Source organism: Elioraea thermophila (ex Habib et al. 2022), from assembly GCF_003336755.1.
In the GTDB taxonomy this organism is placed as follows: domain Bacteria; phylum Pseudomonadota; class Alphaproteobacteria; order Acetobacterales; family Acetobacteraceae; genus Elioraea; species Elioraea thermophila.
In genome coordinates this window covers 356,896-374,377 of the sequence record NZ_QMDI01000006.1, presented here as the reverse complement: position 1 = coordinate 374,377, position 17,482 = coordinate 356,896, and the positions used below count along the sequence as shown (strand labels likewise).

Annotated in this window: 15 protein-coding genes; 9 read left to right on the top strand and 6 right to left on the bottom strand. The window is 71.5% G+C overall.

The features are described 5' to 3' along the window. Window positions 1-48: 48 nt before the first annotated feature. Together obgE and proB are read left to right on the top strand one after the other, a co-directional pair. Window positions 49-1,053: a GTPase ObgE gene (gene obgE, locus DWB05_RS11655; protein WP_114377362.1), complete on the top strand. Its 1,005-nt coding sequence runs from the start codon at window positions 49-51 to the stop codon at window positions 1,051-1,053. Next, window positions 1,050-2,168, top strand: coding sequence for a glutamate 5-kinase (gene proB, locus DWB05_RS11650; protein ID WP_114377361.1), 1,119 nt, complete (start codon window positions 1,050-1,052; stop codon window positions 2,166-2,168). The genes obgE and proB overlap by 4 nt, the downstream gene beginning before the upstream one ends. Before the next feature lie 3 nt (window positions 2,169-2,171). Here the strand turns inward: proB and DWB05_RS11645 are convergent, their stop codons facing one another. The 6 genes from DWB05_RS11645 to DWB05_RS11620 all read right to left on the bottom strand — a co-directional run bounded on the left by DWB05_RS11645 (window position 2,172) and on the right by DWB05_RS11620 (window position 8,034). Next, window positions 2,172-3,107 (bottom strand): AEC family transporter, encoded by a 936-nt coding sequence (locus DWB05_RS11645; protein WP_114377360.1) that lies wholly within the window; start codon window positions 3,105-3,107, stop codon window positions 2,172-2,174. 71 nt (window positions 3,108-3,178) lie between these two features. Continuing rightward, window positions 3,179-3,922 carry a Crp/Fnr family transcriptional regulator gene (locus tag DWB05_RS11640; protein WP_114377359.1) on the bottom strand — a complete coding sequence of 248 codons (744 nt, stop codon included), beginning with the start codon at window positions 3,920-3,922 and terminating at the stop codon, window positions 3,179-3,181. 12 nt (window positions 3,923-3,934) lie between these two features. Next, window positions 3,935-4,807 carry an MBL fold metallo-hydrolase gene (locus DWB05_RS11635; RefSeq protein ID WP_114377358.1) on the bottom strand — a complete coding sequence of 291 codons (873 nt, stop codon included), beginning with the start codon at window positions 4,805-4,807 and terminating at the stop codon, window positions 3,935-3,937. Window positions 4,808-4,836: 29 nt separating this feature from the next. Continuing rightward, complete coding sequence (locus DWB05_RS11630) at window positions 4,837-5,340, bottom strand: phosphate-starvation-inducible PsiE family protein (protein ID WP_114377357.1); 504 nt, start codon at window positions 5,338-5,340, stop codon at window positions 4,837-4,839. Then, window positions 5,341-7,632, bottom strand: a complete 2,292-nt coding sequence (locus DWB05_RS11625) for an NADP-dependent malic enzyme (protein ID WP_114377356.1) — start codon at window positions 7,630-7,632, stop codon at window positions 5,341-5,343. It lies immediately after the preceding gene. A gap of 27 nt (window positions 7,633-7,659) precedes the next feature. Continuing rightward, the gene (locus tag DWB05_RS11620; RefSeq protein ID WP_114377355.1) at window positions 7,660-8,034 is read right to left on the bottom strand and encodes a winged helix-turn-helix domain-containing protein; all 375 of its coding nucleotides are present in this window, start codon (window positions 8,032-8,034) and stop codon (window positions 7,660-7,662) included. 89 nt (window positions 8,035-8,123) lie between these two features. Between DWB05_RS11620 and modA the strand changes: the two genes are divergently transcribed. The 7 genes from modA to DWB05_RS11585 all read left to right on the top strand — a co-directional run bounded on the left by modA (window position 8,124) and on the right by DWB05_RS11585 (window position 17,471). Then, entirely contained in the window at window positions 8,124-8,903 is a 780-nt protein-coding gene (gene modA, locus DWB05_RS11615; protein ID WP_232818519.1) for a molybdate ABC transporter substrate-binding protein, read from the top strand. Between the two features lie 52 nt (window positions 8,904-8,955). Then, a complete protein-coding gene (gene modB, locus DWB05_RS11610; protein WP_114377354.1) occupies window positions 8,956-9,624 on the top strand; it encodes a molybdate ABC transporter permease subunit in 669 nt (222 codons plus the stop codon). Continuing rightward, window positions 9,617-10,753 carry a molybdenum ABC transporter ATP-binding protein gene (gene modC, locus DWB05_RS11605; protein WP_114377353.1) on the top strand — a complete coding sequence of 379 codons (1,137 nt, stop codon included), beginning with the start codon at window positions 9,617-9,619 and terminating at the stop codon, window positions 10,751-10,753. Before modB ends, modC begins: the two co-directional genes overlap by 8 nt. Further along, the gene (locus DWB05_RS11600) at window positions 10,750-11,538 is read left to right on the top strand and encodes a TSUP family transporter (RefSeq protein WP_114377352.1); all 789 of its coding nucleotides are present in this window, start codon (window positions 10,750-10,752) and stop codon (window positions 11,536-11,538) included. The genes modC and DWB05_RS11600 overlap by 4 nt, the downstream gene beginning before the upstream one ends. A 69-nt stretch (window positions 11,539-11,607) precedes the next feature. Further along, window positions 11,608-11,970 carry a hypothetical protein gene (locus tag DWB05_RS11595; RefSeq protein WP_114377351.1) on the top strand — a complete coding sequence of 121 codons (363 nt, stop codon included), beginning with the start codon at window positions 11,608-11,610 and terminating at the stop codon, window positions 11,968-11,970. Window positions 11,971-12,019: 49 nt separating this feature from the next. Beyond that, window positions 12,020-14,611, top strand: a complete 2,592-nt coding sequence (gene mutS, locus DWB05_RS11590; RefSeq protein WP_232818518.1) for a DNA mismatch repair protein MutS — start codon at window positions 12,020-12,022, stop codon at window positions 14,609-14,611. Between the two features lie 64 nt (window positions 14,612-14,675). Next, window positions 14,676-17,471 (top strand): [protein-PII] uridylyltransferase, encoded by a 2,796-nt coding sequence (locus DWB05_RS11585; protein WP_408608488.1) that lies wholly within the window; start codon window positions 14,676-14,678, stop codon window positions 17,469-17,471. Window positions 17,472-17,482 lie beyond the last annotated feature (11 nt).

Genomic DNA, 17,482 nt, shown 5'->3' with positions numbered 1-17,482 from the left:
GATCGAGCGAAGGGGGCCTGCGCGGCCCCCTTTCCTTTCGCAGCCGCGATGAAGTTCCTCGACCAGGCGAAGATCTGGGTGAAGGCCGGAGACGGCGGCAACGGCTGTGTCGCCTTCCGCCGCGAGAAGTTCATCGAGTTCGGCGGCCCCTGGGGCGGGGACGGCGGCAAGGGCGGCGACGTCATCGTCGAGGCCGTGTCCAACCTCAACACCCTGATCGACTACCGCTACGCCCAGCACTTCCGCGCCGGACGCGGCGAGGACGGCAAGGGCAAGGAGATGACGGGACGCAACGGCAACGACCTCGTGCTGAAGGTTCCCGTCGGCACCCAGATTCTGGCCGATGACCGCGAGACGCTGATCGCCGACCTCGATCGTCCCGGCGCCCGTGTCGTGCTCGCCCGCGGCGGGCGCGGCGGCTTCGGCAACGCGCACTACAAGTCCTCCACCAACCGTGCCCCGCGCCGCGCCGATCCGGGCGAGCCGGGCGAGGAGCGTTGGGTGTGGTTGAGGCTGAAACTCATTGCCGATGCCGGCCTCGTCGGCCTGCCCAATGCGGGCAAATCGACCTTCCTCGCCGCCGTCAGCGCCGCGAGGCCGAAGATCGCCGACTACCCGTTCACCACGCTGCACCCAAACCTCGGCGTGGTGCGCATCGATGACACGGACTTCGTGCTCGCCGACATCCCGGGCCTGATCGAAGGCGCGCACGAGGGCGCGGGTCTTGGCGATCGCTTCCTCGGTCACATCGAACGCTGCCGCGTGCTCCTTCATCTCGTCGACGGCACGCTGGCCAGCCCCAGCACGGCCTATCGCACGGTGCGCGAGGAACTCGCCGCCTACGGTGCGGGGCTTGCCGAGAAGCCCGAGCTCGTTGCGCTGAACAAGGCGGATGCGGTGGAGCCCCGCGCCCTCGCCGCCCGCCGTGCGGCTCTGGCCAAGGCGGCGGGCAAGCCGGTGTTCGTCTGCTCGGCCGCCACCGGCGAGGGGGTACGCGAGATCGTGCGCGCGCTCGCCGCCGTCATCGCCGAAGCACGCCGGGAGGCGGCATGACACCCCTTGCGGCGAAGCGCCTGGTGGTGAAGGTCGGTTCCGCCCTCCTGGTCGATGAGGCGACGGCCGCGCCGCGCGCCGCTTGGCTTGCCGCTCTCGCCGAGGACATCGCCGCGCTTCGCCGGACAGGGGTCGAGGTGGTGGTCGTCTCATCGGGCGCAATCGCGCTCGGCCGCATGCGGCTGCCGGGCCTGCCGCCGAAGGCGCGCATGCGGCTCGAGGAGAAGCAGGCGGCGGCGGCGGCGGGGCAGATCGCGCTCGCCCGCGCCTGGGAGGAGGCGCTCGCTCCGCATCGTCTGCCGGCGGCCCAGGTGCTGCTCACCCTGGACGATTCCGAGGAACGCCGCCGCTACCTCAATGCCCGCGCCACGCTCGAGACGCTGCTTTCCTACGGCGCCGTGCCGGTGATCAACGAGAACGACACGGTGGCGACCGCCGAGATCCGCTTCGGCGACAACGACCGTCTCGCCGCGCGCGTCGCCGAGATGATCGCGGCGGATTTGCTCGTGCTGCTGTCCGACATCGACGGGCTCTATTCGGCGGATCCGCGCAAGGATGCCTCCGCGCGCCACATCCCGGAGGTCGCCGCCATCACCCCCGAGATCGAGGCGATGGCGGGCGACGCCGTCCCGGGCATCAGCACGGGCGGGATGGTGACCAAGCTCGCCGCAGCGCGGATCGCGACGGGGGCAGGCTGTCGGATGGTGATCGCGAACGGCCGCGGCCTGCACGCGCTCGCCGAGGTGATGGCGGGGCGCGCCCGCCGCACCCTGTTCCACGCCACCGCCGCCCCGCGCAGCGCGTGGAAGACCTGGATCGCGGGCAGCCTCGCCCCCCAGGGCATGATCGTGGTCGATGAGGGGGCGGTGCGCGCCTTGCGCGCCGGGCGGTCGCTGCTGCCCGCCGGCGTGCGCGCGGTGGAAGGCGCCTTCGCGCGCGGCGACTGCGTCATCGTGGCGGGGCCGGATCGTTCCCCGATCGCACGGGGCCTCGCCAACTACGCCGCCGAGGACGCGCGCCGCATCATGGGGCGGCACTCGCGCGAGATCGCCGCCATCCTCGGCTTCGAGGGCCGCGAGGAGCTGATCCACCGCGACGATCTCGCCCTGCTGTGATGCTCAGACCGTGACGGCGAGCACGAGCGCGAGCGTCAGCGGCAGCGTGGCGACCGAGGCGAGCGTCTGCAAGGTGGTGATGGCGCTCATCAGCGCGGCGTCGCCGCCCAACTGGCGGGACAGGATGTAGGCCGAGGTGGCCGTCGGCAGCGCGGCGAACAGCACGGCGATGAGCGCCGGCGCCCCGGCCACGCCGAGCGCGAGGCAGGCGGCGGCTGTCAGCGCGGGCAGGACGAGAAACTTCATCGCACAGGCGAGGAGAATGCCGCGCGGCTCGGCCCCGAGCACGCGCGGGGTGAAGGCGGCACCCACGCACAAGAGGCCCAAGGGCAGGGCGGCCTGACCCACGATGCGCAACGCTCCCGCAACCACGCCCGGCACCGGCGCCGCCGTCGCCTGCCAGACGGCACCCGCCGCCGTGCCGAGGATGAGGGGGTTGGTGGCGAGCGCCTTCAGCGTGCCGGCCAGACTCGGGCGCGCGGTGCCGAAGGCGGCGAAGGCGAGCACGGAGAGCACGTTCACCGTCGGCACGATCAGCCCGTTCGCCACCGCCGCGAGCCCCACGCCCGGTGCGCCGAGCAGGGCGGTGGCGAAGGCAAGGCCGAGATAGTTGTTGAACCGGATCGAGCCCTGGAAGACGGAGGTGAAGGCCGCCCCGCTGATCGCGAGCCGCGGCCGGATGACGGCGAGCAGGGCGGAGACGGCGAGGATCGGCCCGACGATGGAGACGGCGAGACGGGCGAGCGGCACCGCGCCGAGATCGGCCGTGCCGAGGCCGTGGGCGAGGAAGGCGGGCAGCAGCACGACGTAGCAGAGCCGCTCCGCCCCCGCCCAGAAGGCTTCGGCGAGTACGCCTGCGTGCCGAAGCGCCCAGCCGAGCGCGATGACAAGCACGACCGGAACCAGGGCACTCAGCACCAGGGCGAGCGAGGCGGGCATCAGCGGCGAAGCCTCAGGCGACTGGGCGGCGGCACGTCTTGCGCGCGCGGCACGCTGCCCGGGCCTGCTGCCTAAAGCGCGGGCGGTTCCGCAAGATAGGTCGGATCCCAGCCGCAGAGGCGGGCCAGACGCTCCGGGTCGTGCAGCCGCAGCGTGCGCGAGCGCAACGTGAGCAGCCGATCCCGGCGCAACGCGGCCAAGGCGCGGTTCACGTGCTCGGCGGAAAGCCCCAAGGCATCCCCGAGCTGGGTCTGGCGCAGCGGCATCGCCACGTCCTCGTCCTTCGGCGGCACCCCGGCATTCTGGCGGGCGGCGAGCTCGAGCATCAGCGCCCCCAGCCGTTGCACGGCATCGCGCCGGCCGAGCGAGGCGAGCCGTTCGGAGAGCAGTGCATTCGCCCGTGCCACGAGTTGCGCGAACGACACGGCCAGCGCCGGATGATCATCCAGCATGGCACGCAGCCGCGCGCGCGACAGCACGCACACGCTCGCATCCGTCACCGCCTCGACCGGATCGGAGGCCGCCCCGCGCGTGCCGATCAGGTCGCCGGGCAGGAAGATCTCGCCGATCTGCCGCCGCCCGTCCGGCAGCACGCGGTAGGCGAAGGCCCAGCCGGCGAACAGGGTGAGCACGATGTCCGCCCCCTCGCCGCGCCGCAGCACGGCCTCGCCCGCGCGCAACAGGCGGACGGTCGCGCGGGTGGTGGCGATCGCGTCGAGCTCCGCTTCGCTGACCGGGCGGAACAGGGCGAGCGGCCGGACGGGGCAGAGCCGGCAGGGCCCTGGCCGCGGCGGGGGCGCGCGTCGCGTGGCCACACCCGTGCCCGCTCAGCGCGGCAGCGCGATCATCGCGCCTCCCGCCTCCAGCGTGCGGGTGGCGAGGTCGTAGCGCATCAGGTCCTCCCCCAGCACGAGCGGGCCCGACCACGCAGCGCGCACCTCCGCCACCAGCGCCTCGGCATCGAAGCGCGTGGGGACGAAGTGGCTGAGGATGAGCACGCCGACATCGGCCTCCGCCGCCACCGCGCCCACCTCGCTCGCTGCCGTGTGGTAGGAGGCGACGGCGGCGATGGTTTCCTCGCTGCGATGCTCTTCGGGCCTGAGTTCGCGGCGGATGAGCACCTCGTGCAGCAGGCAATCGGCGCCGCGGGCGGCCTCGATCAGCGGCGGCCAGACGGTGGTGTCGCCGGACAGCACGAGCCGCTGGCCGTTCTCCTCGACCACGAAGCCGTAAGCCTCCGGCCAGGGGTCGTGGTTGACCCTGATCGCCGTCACCGTCACGCCGCCACCGCGCAAGGTCTGCTGATCGGTGAACTCCTTCACCTCGACCTCGAGCCCGGCGGTGGAGGCGCGACGTTCATGCGCGATGCGGCGCTCGAGCTCCTCCTTCCAAAGAGCGGCGGAACGTTCGACGAAGGCGATGGTTCCCGGCGGGCCGAACAGCTTCCACGGCCGATCCCGCCCCTGGTGCCAGGAGGAGACGAGGAGCTGGTGGAAGTCGATCACGTGGTCGCTGTGCAGGTGGGTGAGAAAGAGGGCGTCGATCTCCGCCCCCTTCACCCCCGCCTGCACGAGACGCTGCGTGACACCGGAGCCGCAGTCGAACAGGAGCTTGCGCCCGGCGGCGAGCACGAGCTGAGCCGGGCCCATGCGGCGGGGGTCGACCTGCGGGCAGCCAGTGCCGAGAAGGACGAGCTTCATCGCGCTGATCCGGACGTGGCCGCGTCAGCTCACTCGACAAGACCCGCTTCGCGGTCGCGCCGATCCTGTTCGCGCACCAGCCAATAGACGGCGCCGAGGGCGAGGATGGCGGTGGCGAGGGCGAGCACGATGCCGGGTTCGGTCTTGGAGAGGTCGAGGATGATCAGTTTGCGCACGATCGCCAGCATGGCGATCAGGATCACCGCGCGTACCTGCACCACGCCGAAGCGCCGTTCCGCCACCACCAGGATCGAGCGCTTGAACTCGAGGGCGATGATGACGGTGAAGATGGCGCCGAAGATGGTCTGGAACACCACCGGATCGGTGGGATCGAACACGTCGGCGAGGACGAGGGAGAGGGCGACGCGCAGGATCAGGTTCCACAGCGCGGAGACGATGATGACCGCGATCACCCCCGTCAGCACGAGCACGACGGCCTGCTCGAACTTCTCGTACAGCGAGAGCGCGCGCCAGGTGTCGCGGAAGCTCTTCGCGGCCCGCCCCTCGTTCTTCGTCGGGACCGTGTCCGGCATTCAGCGCGAAAGACTCTGGTAGGCGGCGAAGCCCGCCATCAGCACGATGGTCGAGGCGGGCGAATCGATCGGCACGATCTGCACCGGCTTGGCGAAGCCCTGCAGGATCGGCCCGATCACCGTGGCGGAGGAGAGGCGGGGCAGCGCCTTGGTGAGGATGTGGGCGGCGTGCAGCCCCGGCATGATCAGCACGTTGGCGGGACCGCCGAGACGGCAGAACGGATACAAAGCTTGCAAGGTCGGGTCGAGCGCGACATCCGCGCTCATTTCGCCGTCATAGGCGAAGTCCGGCTTGCGCGCATCGAGCAGCGCCACCGCCTCGCGGATCGATTCCGGGATCGACCCCTTGGGGTCGCCGAAGGTGGAGAAGGAGAGGAAGGCGACGCGCGGTTCGTGGCCCATGCGACGGGCCGCCGCCGCGGTCGCCTTGGCGATGGCGGCGAGCTGGGCCGCGTCGGGGCGCTCGTGCATTGCGGTGTCGGCGACGAACACCGTGCCCTGACTGGTGAGCAGGATGGAGATCCCGAGCAGGAGATGGCCGGGTTCGGGGTCGAGCACGAGCCGCACGCCCTCGAGGCTCACGGAGTAGGAGCGCGACAGCCCCGTCACCATCGCATCCGCATCGCCGAGTGCCACCATGCAGGCGGCGAACACGTTGCGGTCCTGGTTCACCAGGCGCTGGCAGTCGCGGAACAGGAAGCCGCGGCGCTGCAGGCGGGCGTAGAGGAACTCGGCGTAGCGTCGGTTCGATCCCGAGAGGCGGGCGTTGTGGATCTCCATCCCGTCCGAGCCGTCGACGCCGAGCGCGGCGAGGGTGTCGAGCACGCGGTCCTCGCGCCCGATGAGGATGGGCGTGCCGTAGCCCGCGTTGCGGAACGCCAGCGCCGCGCGGATGGTGCGTTCCTCCTCGCCTTCCGCGAACACCACGCGGCGGGGATTGGCGCGCACCGCCTCGAGGATGGCGTCGAGCGCCGCCCCGGTCGGGTCGAGCTTGGCGGCAAGATCGCGCGCGTAGCGGCGCAGATCGGCGATCGGGCGGCGGGCCACGCCGGTGTCCATCGCTGCCTTCGCCACAGCTGGTGGTACGCGCGAGATCAGCCGCGGGTCGAAGGGCAGCGGCAGGATGTAGTCGGGCCCGTATTTCAGGCGTGTGCCACCGGCGGCGGAGGCGGCGTCGAGCTCGTCGGGCACGTCCTCGCGCGCCAGCGCAGCAAGCGCCTTGGCGGCAGCGATCTTCATCGCCTCGTTGATGGTGGAGGCGCGCACGTCGAGGGCGCCGCGGAAGATGTAGGGAAAGCCGAGCACGTTGTTGACTTGGTTCGGGTAGTCGGACCGCCCGGTGGCGACGATCGCGTCGGGGCGGACGGCGCGCGCCTCCTCCGGCGTGATCTCGGGGTCGGGGTTGGCCATGGCGAAGATGATGGGCTTGGCGGCCATGGAGGCGACCATCTCGCGCGTCACCGCTCCGGCCTGCGAGAGGCCGAAGAAGGCATCCGCCCCTTCCAGCGCCTCGGCCAGCGTGCGCGCCTTCGTTTCCACCGCGTGGGCGGATTTCCACTGGTTCATGCCCTCGGTGCGACCCTTGTAGATCACCCCCTTGGTGTCGCAGAGGATGACGCGCTCGGGCCGCATGCCCATCGCCTTGAGCAGTTCGGCGCACGCCACACCGGCGGCACCGGCGCCGTTGATGACGAGGGTCATTTCCGCGAGATCGCGCCCCGTGAGGTGCGCGGCATTGATCAGCCCCGCCGCGGCGACGATCGCGGTGCCGTGCTGGTCGTCGTGGAAGACGGGGATGTCCATCAGCTCCCGCAGCCGGCTTTCGATGACGAAGCACTCGGGGGCCTTGATGTCCTCGAGATTGATGCCGCCGAAGGAGGGGCCGAGGTAGCGCACGGCATTGACGAAGGCGTCGACGTCCTCGGTGTCGATGCAGAGGTCGATCGCATCGACATCGGCGAAGCGCTTGAACAGCACCGCCTTGCCTTCCATGACGGGCTTGGCGGCGAGCGCGCCGAGATTGCCCAGCCCCAGCACGGCGGTGCCGTTGGAGATCACCGCCACCATGTTGCCTTTCGCCGTGTAGTCGTAGGCGAGGGAGGGGCTGCGGGCGATGTGCTTGCAGGGCTCGGCCACCCCGGGCGAGTAGGCGAGGGAAAGATCGCGCGCGGTGGTCAGCGGTTTGGTGAGGCGGATCTCGAGCTTGCCGGGCCGCCCCATGGCGTGGAGCTGCAGTGCCTCCTCCGCCGTGATTCGCGTGGCCCGCCCGCCGCCGTCGATGCTGCCGTCCATCCTCTCCTCCCCGTGGCCGAACCGCGATTATGGGCGGGCGGGGGCGGGGCGCGCCAGACGGGCAATCGCCTGGGCGTGGGGTTCGGCGGCGCGGGTGGCGTCCGCCTGCAGCGCGCGGTAGGCGGCGAGCACCGCCTCGCCCTCGGCGGTGAGCTTGGCTCCGCCGGCGCCGGGGCCGCCACGCGTCGCGGTGACCAGTGGGACTCGGAAGGCGCTGTTCAGGTCCTCGACCAGGAGCCAGGCGCGCTTGTAGCTCATCCCCATCCGCCGTGCCGCGGCGGCGATCGAGCCGGTCTCGGCGATCCCCTGCAACAGGTTGGCCTTGCCGGGACCGATGGCGAGGCCCTCGCCGAGTTCGAGGCGCACGAAGAGGCGCATGGGGGCGGGCAGGGCTGTGCTCATGGGTCGCATTCCATCACGGCGGCGGGGGTTGCCAAATCTTGCCGGCCGGAAATATGTTCGCTGGTCATCAACATCGGGAGGTCCAAGCCATGGTCCGCATGTTGCGACGCGCCGCCCTGGTGCTTGCCGTCCTCGCCTTTCCGAACGCCGGATTCGCGCAGGGCGACCCACCGGTGATCGCCGGTGCGTCAGACCTGAAATTCGCGCTTGAGGAGATCGCGCAGAAGTTCGAGGCCGGCGGCCATGGCCGGGTCCGCCTCTACATGGGCTCGTCGGGCAACATCGCGCGCCAGATCGAGCAAGGCGCGCCCTACCAGATGTTCCTCTCGGCCGACGAGGGCTTCGTCTTCCGCCTCGCCGACCGGGGGCTGACGCGCGATCGCGGCGATCTCTACGCCATCGGCCGCATCGTCATCTTCATCCCGCCCTGGTCGGACCTGCAGCCGGACGGCACGCTCGAGAACCTGCGCCAGGCCATCGCCAATCGCCGTCTCACACGCTTCGCCATCGCCAATCCCGAACACGCGCCCTACGGTGTCGCCGCCATGCAGGCGCTGCAGCGGCAGGGCCTGTGGGACGCGATCCGTCCCGCCCTCGTGCTCGGCGAGAACGTCTCGCAAGCGGCGCAGTTCGCCACCACCGGCAACAGCCAGGGCGGCATCATCGCCTATTCGCTCGCGCTCGCGCCGCAGATGAAGGACCGTGGCCGGTTCGAGTTGATCCCCGCGGAGTGGCACGAGCCCCTTCGCCAGCGCATGGTGCTGGTGCGCAACCCGCACCCCGTCGCCGAGCGCTTCTACCGGTTCATGATGGAGAAGCCCGCGCGCGAGATCATGGTGCGCTACGGCTTCGTGCTGCCGGGCGAATGATGGGTCCGGGCGGAAGCCGTTAGGGGAGAGGCCTCGCCGCGGGTCGTCCGGCATGGACTGGGAAGCCCTCATCCTCTCCATCGAGCTCGGCATCGCCACCGTGTTCGGGCTCGCGCCGATCGCCATCTGGGCCGGCCGGGCGCTGGCCTATCGCGAGTTCCGCGGCAAGGGCTTCGTCGAGGCCCTGGTCGCGCTTCCCCTGCTGCTTCCGCCCACCGTCGTCGGTTTCTACCTGCTGGTCGCGTTCGGCCGGCACTCGCCCCTCGGCCAGGCCTTCGAGGCGCTCACCGGGCATCTCCTTGCCTTCTCCTTCGAAGGCCTGCTGGTCGCCTCCATCCTGATCAACATCCCCTTCTCGTTCCAGCCGGTGCAGCGCGCCTTCGAGGCGATCGAGCCTTCGATCCGCGAGGCCGGGGCCGTCTCGGGCCTCTCGCCCTGGCAGGTGTTCTTTCGCATCGAACTGCCGCTCGCTTGGCCCGGCATCGTCACCGCCCTCGTGCTCACCTTCGCGCATACCTTGGGCGAGTTCGGCGTGGTGCTGATGGTCGGCGGCTCGATTCCCGGCGAGACGAAGACGATCGCCATCGCGATCTACGACCGCGTGCAGGCCTTCGACGATCGTTCCGCCAACATCATGGCGTTGACCTTGCTCGCCATCTCCATCGTCGCCCTCGGCATCACCAACACCCTCTCGCGCCGGATCGGACGACGCCGTGGCTGACACGCTCTCCCTCGATCGCGCCCCGTCTCTCGCCGCGGCGGGCCGCGAGGTCGTCACCTTCGAGGCGCGCACGGAGAGCCCGATTCCGCTCGATCTCGCCTTCTCCTTGCGTGCCGGCGAAGTCACCGCGCTGTTCGGCGCCTCCGGGTCGGGCAAGACCACCGTGCTGCGCACCATCGCCGGGCTGTGGCGGCCGGCGAATGCGCGTGTCACGTGCGACGGCACGGTCTGGTACGACACCGCAACGGGCTTGTGCCTGCCGCCGCATCGCCGCCGCGTCGGGCTCGTCTTCCAGGACTACGCGCTCTTCCCGCACATGACGGCGCTGAAGAACGTGATGGCCGCACTCGACCATCTGCCGAAGGCGGAGCGCGAGGCGCGGGCGCGCGCCCTGCTCGCTCTCGTCCATCTCGAGGGGCTGGAGGAGCGCCGGCCGGCCGAGCTCTCGGGCGGGCAGAAGCAGCGCGTGGCGGTGGCCCGCGCCCTTGCCCGCGACCCCGAGGTTCTGCTGCTGGATGAACCCTTCTCGGCGCTCGATCGCGCCGTGCGCGTCTCCCTCTACGGCGAGATCGACGCCATCCGCACCCGGCTCGCCTGCCCGATCGTCCTCGTCACGCACGACTTCGAGGAGGTGGCGCGACTCGCCGATAGGGTGATCGTGCTGGAACGGGGGCGCATCATCGCCGAGGGAGACGTGGGCAGCATCTCGGCCCGCGCCGATATTCCGATCATCGCCGCCGCCGCAGAGGCCGGCACCGTGCTGATCGCTACCCTGGCCGAGGTGCTGCACGACCGGCGCCTCTCCGTGCTCGACACGCCGGCCGGGCGGATCCTCGCCCCGCTGCTCGACGCCGCCCCCGGGACGCGGCTTCGCGTGCGCATCCCCTCGCGCGACGTCATCCTCGCCGACCGCGTGCCGGAGGGCCTCTCCGTACACAATGCGCTGCACGGGAGGGTGGCGGAGATCGCGCCGCGACCGGGGGCGGTGGCGGATGTCGCGGTCGCGGTCGGATCCGTGTTGCTGCGGGCGCAGGTGATGGAGGATGCGGTCGCCAAGCTCGGCCTGGCGCCCGGCCGCCCCGTGGTCGCCCTGGTGAAGTCGGTCGCCGTCACCGTCCCCGGCGCATGAGGGGGGGCGTCGAAGCGGCCGCCTGGGGCGTCCCGGTCGGCTTCCTCGGCGGGCTGATCGGGCTCGGCGGCGGCGAGTTCCGCATCCCCGTCCTGCTGCGCCGCTTCGGCCTCGCCCCGGGCGTGGTTGTGCCGCTGAACAGCGTGATCAGCCTCATCACTCTCTGTGCCTCGCTGCTGTTCCGCGCCGGCAGCCTGAGCCTGAGCCCCCTCGTGCCGCACCTCGCCGACATCGCGGCTCTCACCGCGGGCGGCCTGGTCGCCGCCCTGGTCGGGGCGGGGCTGGTGGCGCGGCTCTCCGACCATCGTCTGCACCAGGCGATCCTGGTGCTCCTGGTCGGCCTCGGTCTCCTCCTCGTGGTGGAGGGGATCGTGGGAACGGACGTCCGCCTCGACTTCCTGCCGCAGGACGGGGTGGCGCGGATCCTCACCGGGGTCGGGCTCGGGGCCGTCATCGGCATGATCGCGACCCTGCTCGGTGTCGCAGGGGGCGAACTCCTCATCCCCACCCTCGTCTTCATCCACGGCCTCGACGTGAAGGTCGCCGGCAGCGCGAGCCTCGCGATCTCGATCGTCGTCGTCGCCTCGGCCCTGCTCCGCTACCGCCTGCTGGGCCGGCTGCCGAGGCGGGATCATGTGGTCGGCATCGGTGCGCCGATGGGGGGCGGCAGCATCGCCGGCGCGGCCGCCGGGGCTGCGTTGGCGGCGTTCGCGCCCTCATCGGCGCTGAAGGTGTTCTTGGGTTTGGTCCTGCTGGCCGCCGCCTGGGTCTCGGCCCGGCGCTGAGGGCGCTTACGTCTCGTTCATTCGGTTGTGCTAAGGAAGCCGCGTGCTCGTCCAAGGGGAAGACGCGGCGTGCCCATTACCGAATACCGGGAAATCCGCTTCGACATCGAGGCGCTGCGCTGCGCCCTCAATGCCCACCTCGCCGCCATCAGCCCGCCCACGCTGCCGCCGGCCGCTCAGGTTGGCGCGATCGCCATCGCGTCGCGCGAACCCGTTCAACTCCGTTTCGAGGTTCACCTGCCTGGGGGAAAATCGCGAATGGCGGTGGTGGAGGCGACCGAGCTCGCCGCCGTGCTGATCCGCGAGTGCCTCGCGCGCAAGATCAAACTGCCGCGCCAGGCGCTGAAGACACTCAGGGCTTTCGATGGCGGGGTGGCGCTGCTGCTCGCGCTGCCCGACACCATCACCGCCAAGCCGCTCGGCTTCGGGTGACGGCCCGGCCTTGGGCTGGCGCGACGCCGCGGCTAGCCTGCCGCCGCCGATGTCCGCCCCGCCTTCGCCCATGCTCGCGCAGTGGTTCGCCGCCAAGGCCGACCATCCGGACGCGCTCCTCTTCTTCCGCATGGGCGACTTCTACGAACTCTTCTTCGAGGACGCCGAGAAGGCGGCTGCCGCCCTCGACATTGCGCTGACCAGCCGCGGCGAGCACGCCGGGCACCCGATCCCGATGTGCGGTGTGCCGGTGGTCAACCACGAACCGTATTTGGCGCGGCTGATCCGCAAGGGGTTCCGGGTCGCCATCGTCGAGCAGACGATGACGCCCGTGGAGGCGAAGCGGGCCAAGGTGAAGGGGCCCCTGCCGCGGGCGGTGGTTCGCATCGTCACGCCGGGCACCGTGACCGAGGACGCGATTCTCGACGGCGCGCGCTCCAACTGGATCGTGGCGAGCAACGGGGCGGCGCTCGCCTGGCTCGACCTCTCCACAGGAACGTTCGGCGTGCGCATGGCGGCGGGGCCGACGCTGGCCGCCGCCCTCGCCGCGCGCGATCCGTCCGAGCTTCTCGTTCCCGACACCCTGCTGGCCGACCCCCTCTTCGCCGAGTGGCGCGACCGCATGCTCGCCCTGCCCGGGCCACGCTTCGGCACCGAATCGGGGCGGCGAGCGCTGGAAGCGGCCTACGGTGTGGCGACCCTCGACGCGCTGGGCGCCTTCAGCGAGGACGAACTCGCCGTCGCCGGCGCGCTGGTCGAGTACGTGCGCGCGACCCAAGGCGGGGCGCTGCCGCGGCTCGCCCCGCTCGCGCGCGAGGCGGACGGCACGACGATGGCGATCGACGCCGCGACACGACGGAGCCTCGGCCTCGACCCCTCGGCCCCCGACGGCCTGCTTGGCGCGATCGACCGCACGGTGACCGCTGCCGGGGCGCGGCTTCTCGCCTCCCGCCTCGCCACCCCCTCCACGCTCCGCCCCGTTATCGAGGCGCGGCTGGATGCGGCGGGCTTCTTCGTCGCCGACGCCGCCTGCCGGGCCAGGGTGCGCGCGGCGCTGAAGGGTGCGCCCGACATGGCGCGGGCACTGGCCCGGATCGGTCTCGGCCGCGGCTCGCCGGCCGACCTCGGCGCGATCCGCGACGGGCTCGCGACCGCCCGCGCCGTCGCCGCCGCCCTTGCCGAGGCCGCCCTGCCGCGCCCGCCCCTCGTCGCCGCGGCCGAAGCCGCCCTCGACCCCGCCCCGGCGCTTGCCGAACGGCTTGCTCGCGCCCTGGTGCCCCGGCCCCCCGTCAGGCCCGGCGAGGGGGGCGCGATCGCCGCCGGGTTCGATGCCGCCCTCGATCGGGCACGAGGCTTGCGCGACGACAGCCGCCGCGTCATCGCCGCCCGCGAAGGCGAACTCCGCGCCGCCACCGGCATCGGCGCGCTCAAGATCCGCCACACCGCCCAGCTCGGCTACTTCCTGGAAGTCCCCGAAGCGGCGGGCCTGCGTCTGCGCGCGAACCCCCCGCCTGCGCTCGCCGGGCTCACGCATCGGCAGACCATGGCCGGCACGATGCGCTTCACCACCGAGGAGCTCGCCGCGCTCGATCGCCGCATCGTCGAGGCCGCCGCCGAGGCCGAGGCACGCGAGGCGGAAATCCTCGGCGAACTCGCCGCAGCCGTGCGCGCGGAAGCCGACGGCATCGCTGCCTGCGCCGAGGCCCTTGCCGGGCTCGACCTCGCCGCCGCCACCGCCGAACTCGCCGAACGCGACGCCTGGGTCCGGCCGGAGATCACCGAGGACACGCGCTTCGTCGTGGAAGCCGGCCGCCACCCGGTGGTCGAGGCGGCGGTGCGCAAGGCGGGCGGCAGCTTCGTCGCCAACGGCGTCGACCTCTCCCCCGGCTCACGCGTGTGGCTGGTCACCGGGCCGAACATGGCCGGCAAGTCGACCTTTCTCCGCCAGGCCGCCATCCTCGCCGTGCTCGCCCAGGCCGGGCTTTATGTGCCGGCGGCCGCGGCCCGCCTCGGCATCGTCGATCGCGTCTTCTCCCGTGTCGGCGCGGCGGACGACCTCGCGCGCGGGCGATCGACCTTCATGGTCGAGATGGTGGAGACCGCCGCCATCCTGAACCAGGCGACGGCGCGCTCGCTCGTCATTCTCGACGAACTGGGTCGCGGCACCGCGACCTGGGACGGGCTGGCGCTCGCTTGGGCGGTGCTGGAGGCGATCCACGACCGGCTGCGCTGCCGCGCCCTGTTCGCCACCCATTTCCACGAACTGACCGCGCTCGCCCCGCGCCTGCCGGAACTGCGGCTCGCGCGGCTGAGGGTGAAGGAGTGGCGCGGCGAGGTGGTGTTCCTGCACGAGGTGGAAGAAGGTGCCGCCGATCGCTCCTACGGGTTGCATGTGGCGCGGCTGGCCGGCGTGCCGCGCGAGGTGGTGGCGCGGGCGCAGACGGTGCTGTCGGCCCTGGAGGAGCGGGCGCGCGCGCTTGCCCCGCTCGCCGAGGAACTGCCCCTGTTCGCCGCCCGACCTCCCGCGGCGTCAGCGCAGCCGGATGAGCTTCGCCGCATCCTCGCCGAGACCGATCCGGACGACCTCAGCCCGCGCGAGGCGCACGCGCTTCTCGTGCGGTTGAAGGCGCTCGCCGGGTGAGCCGGCGTCTCCCCCTCTTCTTCGCGGTCGCGAAATCAGTCTAGAGTGGACCATGGACCAAGGCGTGGGCGGTCTCGTTGCCACTGCCGACGCGGCCGACCCCGCGGCCCGCGTCGTCTGTGCCGACCTTCGCGCTGATCTCGAGTCGCTTCACGGCACGGACTCCGCGATCCCGCGCGACCGGGCGCTTGCCCTCTTTCGCCGCGCGCTCGGGCGCATTCAGGCCGACACCAAGGCCCGCTTCGAAGCGGGCCTGCGCGGCCTCGATGCCGCACGGCTGCTCGCTTCGCGGATGGATGAGCTCGTCCGCACCCTGCATGATTGGGTGAACGAGCGCGTCTTCCCGCCGGGCATCGTCTCCTCCGGCGAGGCGCTGGCGGTCGCCGCCACCGGCGGCTTCGGCCGCGGCGTGCTCGCCCCCTTCTCCGATCTCGACCTCCTGTTCATCACGCCGTGGAAGGAGACCCCCCGCAACGAGCAGGTGGTCGAGTTCATGCTCTACTTCCTGTGGGATCTCGGGCTGAAGGTCGGCCACGCCACACGCTCGGTGGATGAGTGCATCGTGCAGGCGCGCAACGATCAGACCGTGCGCACCTCCTTGCTCGATGCCCGCTTCCTCGCCGGCGACCGCGCCGTGTTCGACGCGTTCGCGGAACGGTTCCGCGCCGATTGCGCCCGCGCCGGGGCCGCCACCTTCTTCGCCGCCAAGCGCGCCGAGCGCGCCGAACGCCATCGCCGCTACGGCGATTCGGCCTTCCTGCTCGAGCCCAACGTGAAGGACGGCAAGGGGGGCCTGCGCGACCTGCAGACCCTGTTCTGGATGATGCGGCACACGGCCGGCATCACGCGCTTCGAGGACGCCGCCGATCCCTCCCTCCCCTGCGGTCCGCTGATGACGGAGGACGAGGTTCGCGTCTGGCGGCGCGCGGCCAACTTCCTGTGGGCGGTGCGCTTTCACCTCCACTACGCGACGGGTCGCGCCGAGGAACGCCTCACCTTCGACCTGCAGCCGGTGATCGGCGCGGCCATGGGCTACACCCGCCATGGCGCGCAGCAGGGGGTGGAGCGCTTCATGAAGCACTACTTCCTCACCGTGCGCGAGGTCGGCCGCCTCACCCTGACCATCGAACCGGTGGTGGCGCGCGTGGCACTCGGCCCGCCGGCGGTGCGGCATGAGACGCCGCCCGCCCTCGCGGCCCAGGGCTTCGCCCTGGAGGAGGGCAAGATCACGCTGGCCGAGGATCGCAGTTTCGCGACCGAGCCCCTGCTGTTGTTCCGCATCCTCGCCGCTGCCCGCGACTCGGGCCGTGAGATCCACCCGCTCGCGCTGCGCGGCATGGTGCAGCACGCGCGCCGCGCCGCCGCCTTGCGTCACGATCCCCAGGCCAATGCCCTCTTCCTCGATCTCCTCTGCTCGCCGAAGGCGGACGGCGCGACCTGGCTCGCCACCATGAACCTGACGGGACTGCTCGGCGCCTTCATCCCGGACTGGCGCCGCATCGTCGGGCAGATGCAGTTCGACAGCTATCACATCTACACGGTGGACGAGCACACGGTGGAGGCGGTGCGCGTGCTGAACCAGCTCGAGCGTGGCGAGCTCGCCGCCATCGCCCCGGTCGCCACCGCGCTCATCGGCCAGCTGCAGTCTCGCCGCGCCCTCTATGTCGCCATGCTGCTGCACGACATCGCCAAGGGCCGCGGCGGCGATCATTCCGAACTCGGCGCTCAGGTCGCGCAGGAACTCGGGCCGAGGCTCGGGCTGACCGCGGAGGAGACGGAGACCGCCTCCTGGCTCGTGTTGCACCACCTCGTGCTCAGTCAGACCGCCTTCCGCCGCGACATCGACGACCCGAAGACGATCCTCGATCTCGCCGAGCTCGTGCAAAGCCCCGAACGCCTGCGGCTTCTGCTCGCGCTGACGGTGGCCGACATCCGCGCCGTCTCGCCCAAGGTGTGGAACAACTGGAAGGCCACGCTGTTGCGCGAAATCTACTGGCGGGTGGCGGAGGTGCTGGCCGGCGGGCTCAACGTGCCGGAACGCGACCTGCGCGTGGCCCGGGCCCGCGAGGCCGCCGATGCCGCACTCGCCGCCGAAGGCTGGTCGGAGGAGGACCGCCGCCGCTTCCTCTCCCTCGGCTACCCGGCCTATTGGCTCGGCTTCGACCCGGCAACGCATGTGCGGCACGCTCGCATCATCCGCGAGGCGGAAGCGTCCGGGTCGCGCCTCACCGTCACCACCTCCGTGCTGCCCGATCGCGGGGTGACCGAGGTCACCGTCTACACCACCGACCACCCGGGCCTGTTCAGCAAGATCGCGGGCGCGCTCGCGCTCGCCGGCGCCTCCATCGTCGATGCGCGCATCCACACCATGACCGACGGCATGGCGCTCGATACGTTTTGGATCCAGGACGTTTCGGGAGGGCCCTTCGATGCGCCGCATCGGCTGGCGCGGATGAGCGTGCTGATCGAACAGGCGCTGTCGGGGCGGATCCGGCTCGCCGAGGAGATCCGCAAGGCGCGCCCGCCCTCGCCGCGCACGCGCGCCATCCACGTGCCGCCGCGCGTGGTCATCGACAACCACGCCTCCGCCACCCACACCGTGGTCGAGGTGAACGGGCGCGACCGGCCGGGGCTGTTGCACGACATCACCGCTGCGATGAGCGAACAGGGGCTGCAGATCGCCTCCGCCCACGTCACCACCTTCGGCGTGCGCGCGGTCGACGTGTTCTACGTGAAGGACGTGTTCGGGCTGAAGATCGAGAACGAACGCAAGCTCGCGCAACTGAAAGAGGCCCTGCTCGCCGCACTCGAGCCGCCCGCGCAACAGGGGGCGGAGGCGGTCGAGCGCAGCGCCGCCTGAGCGCATCGGAC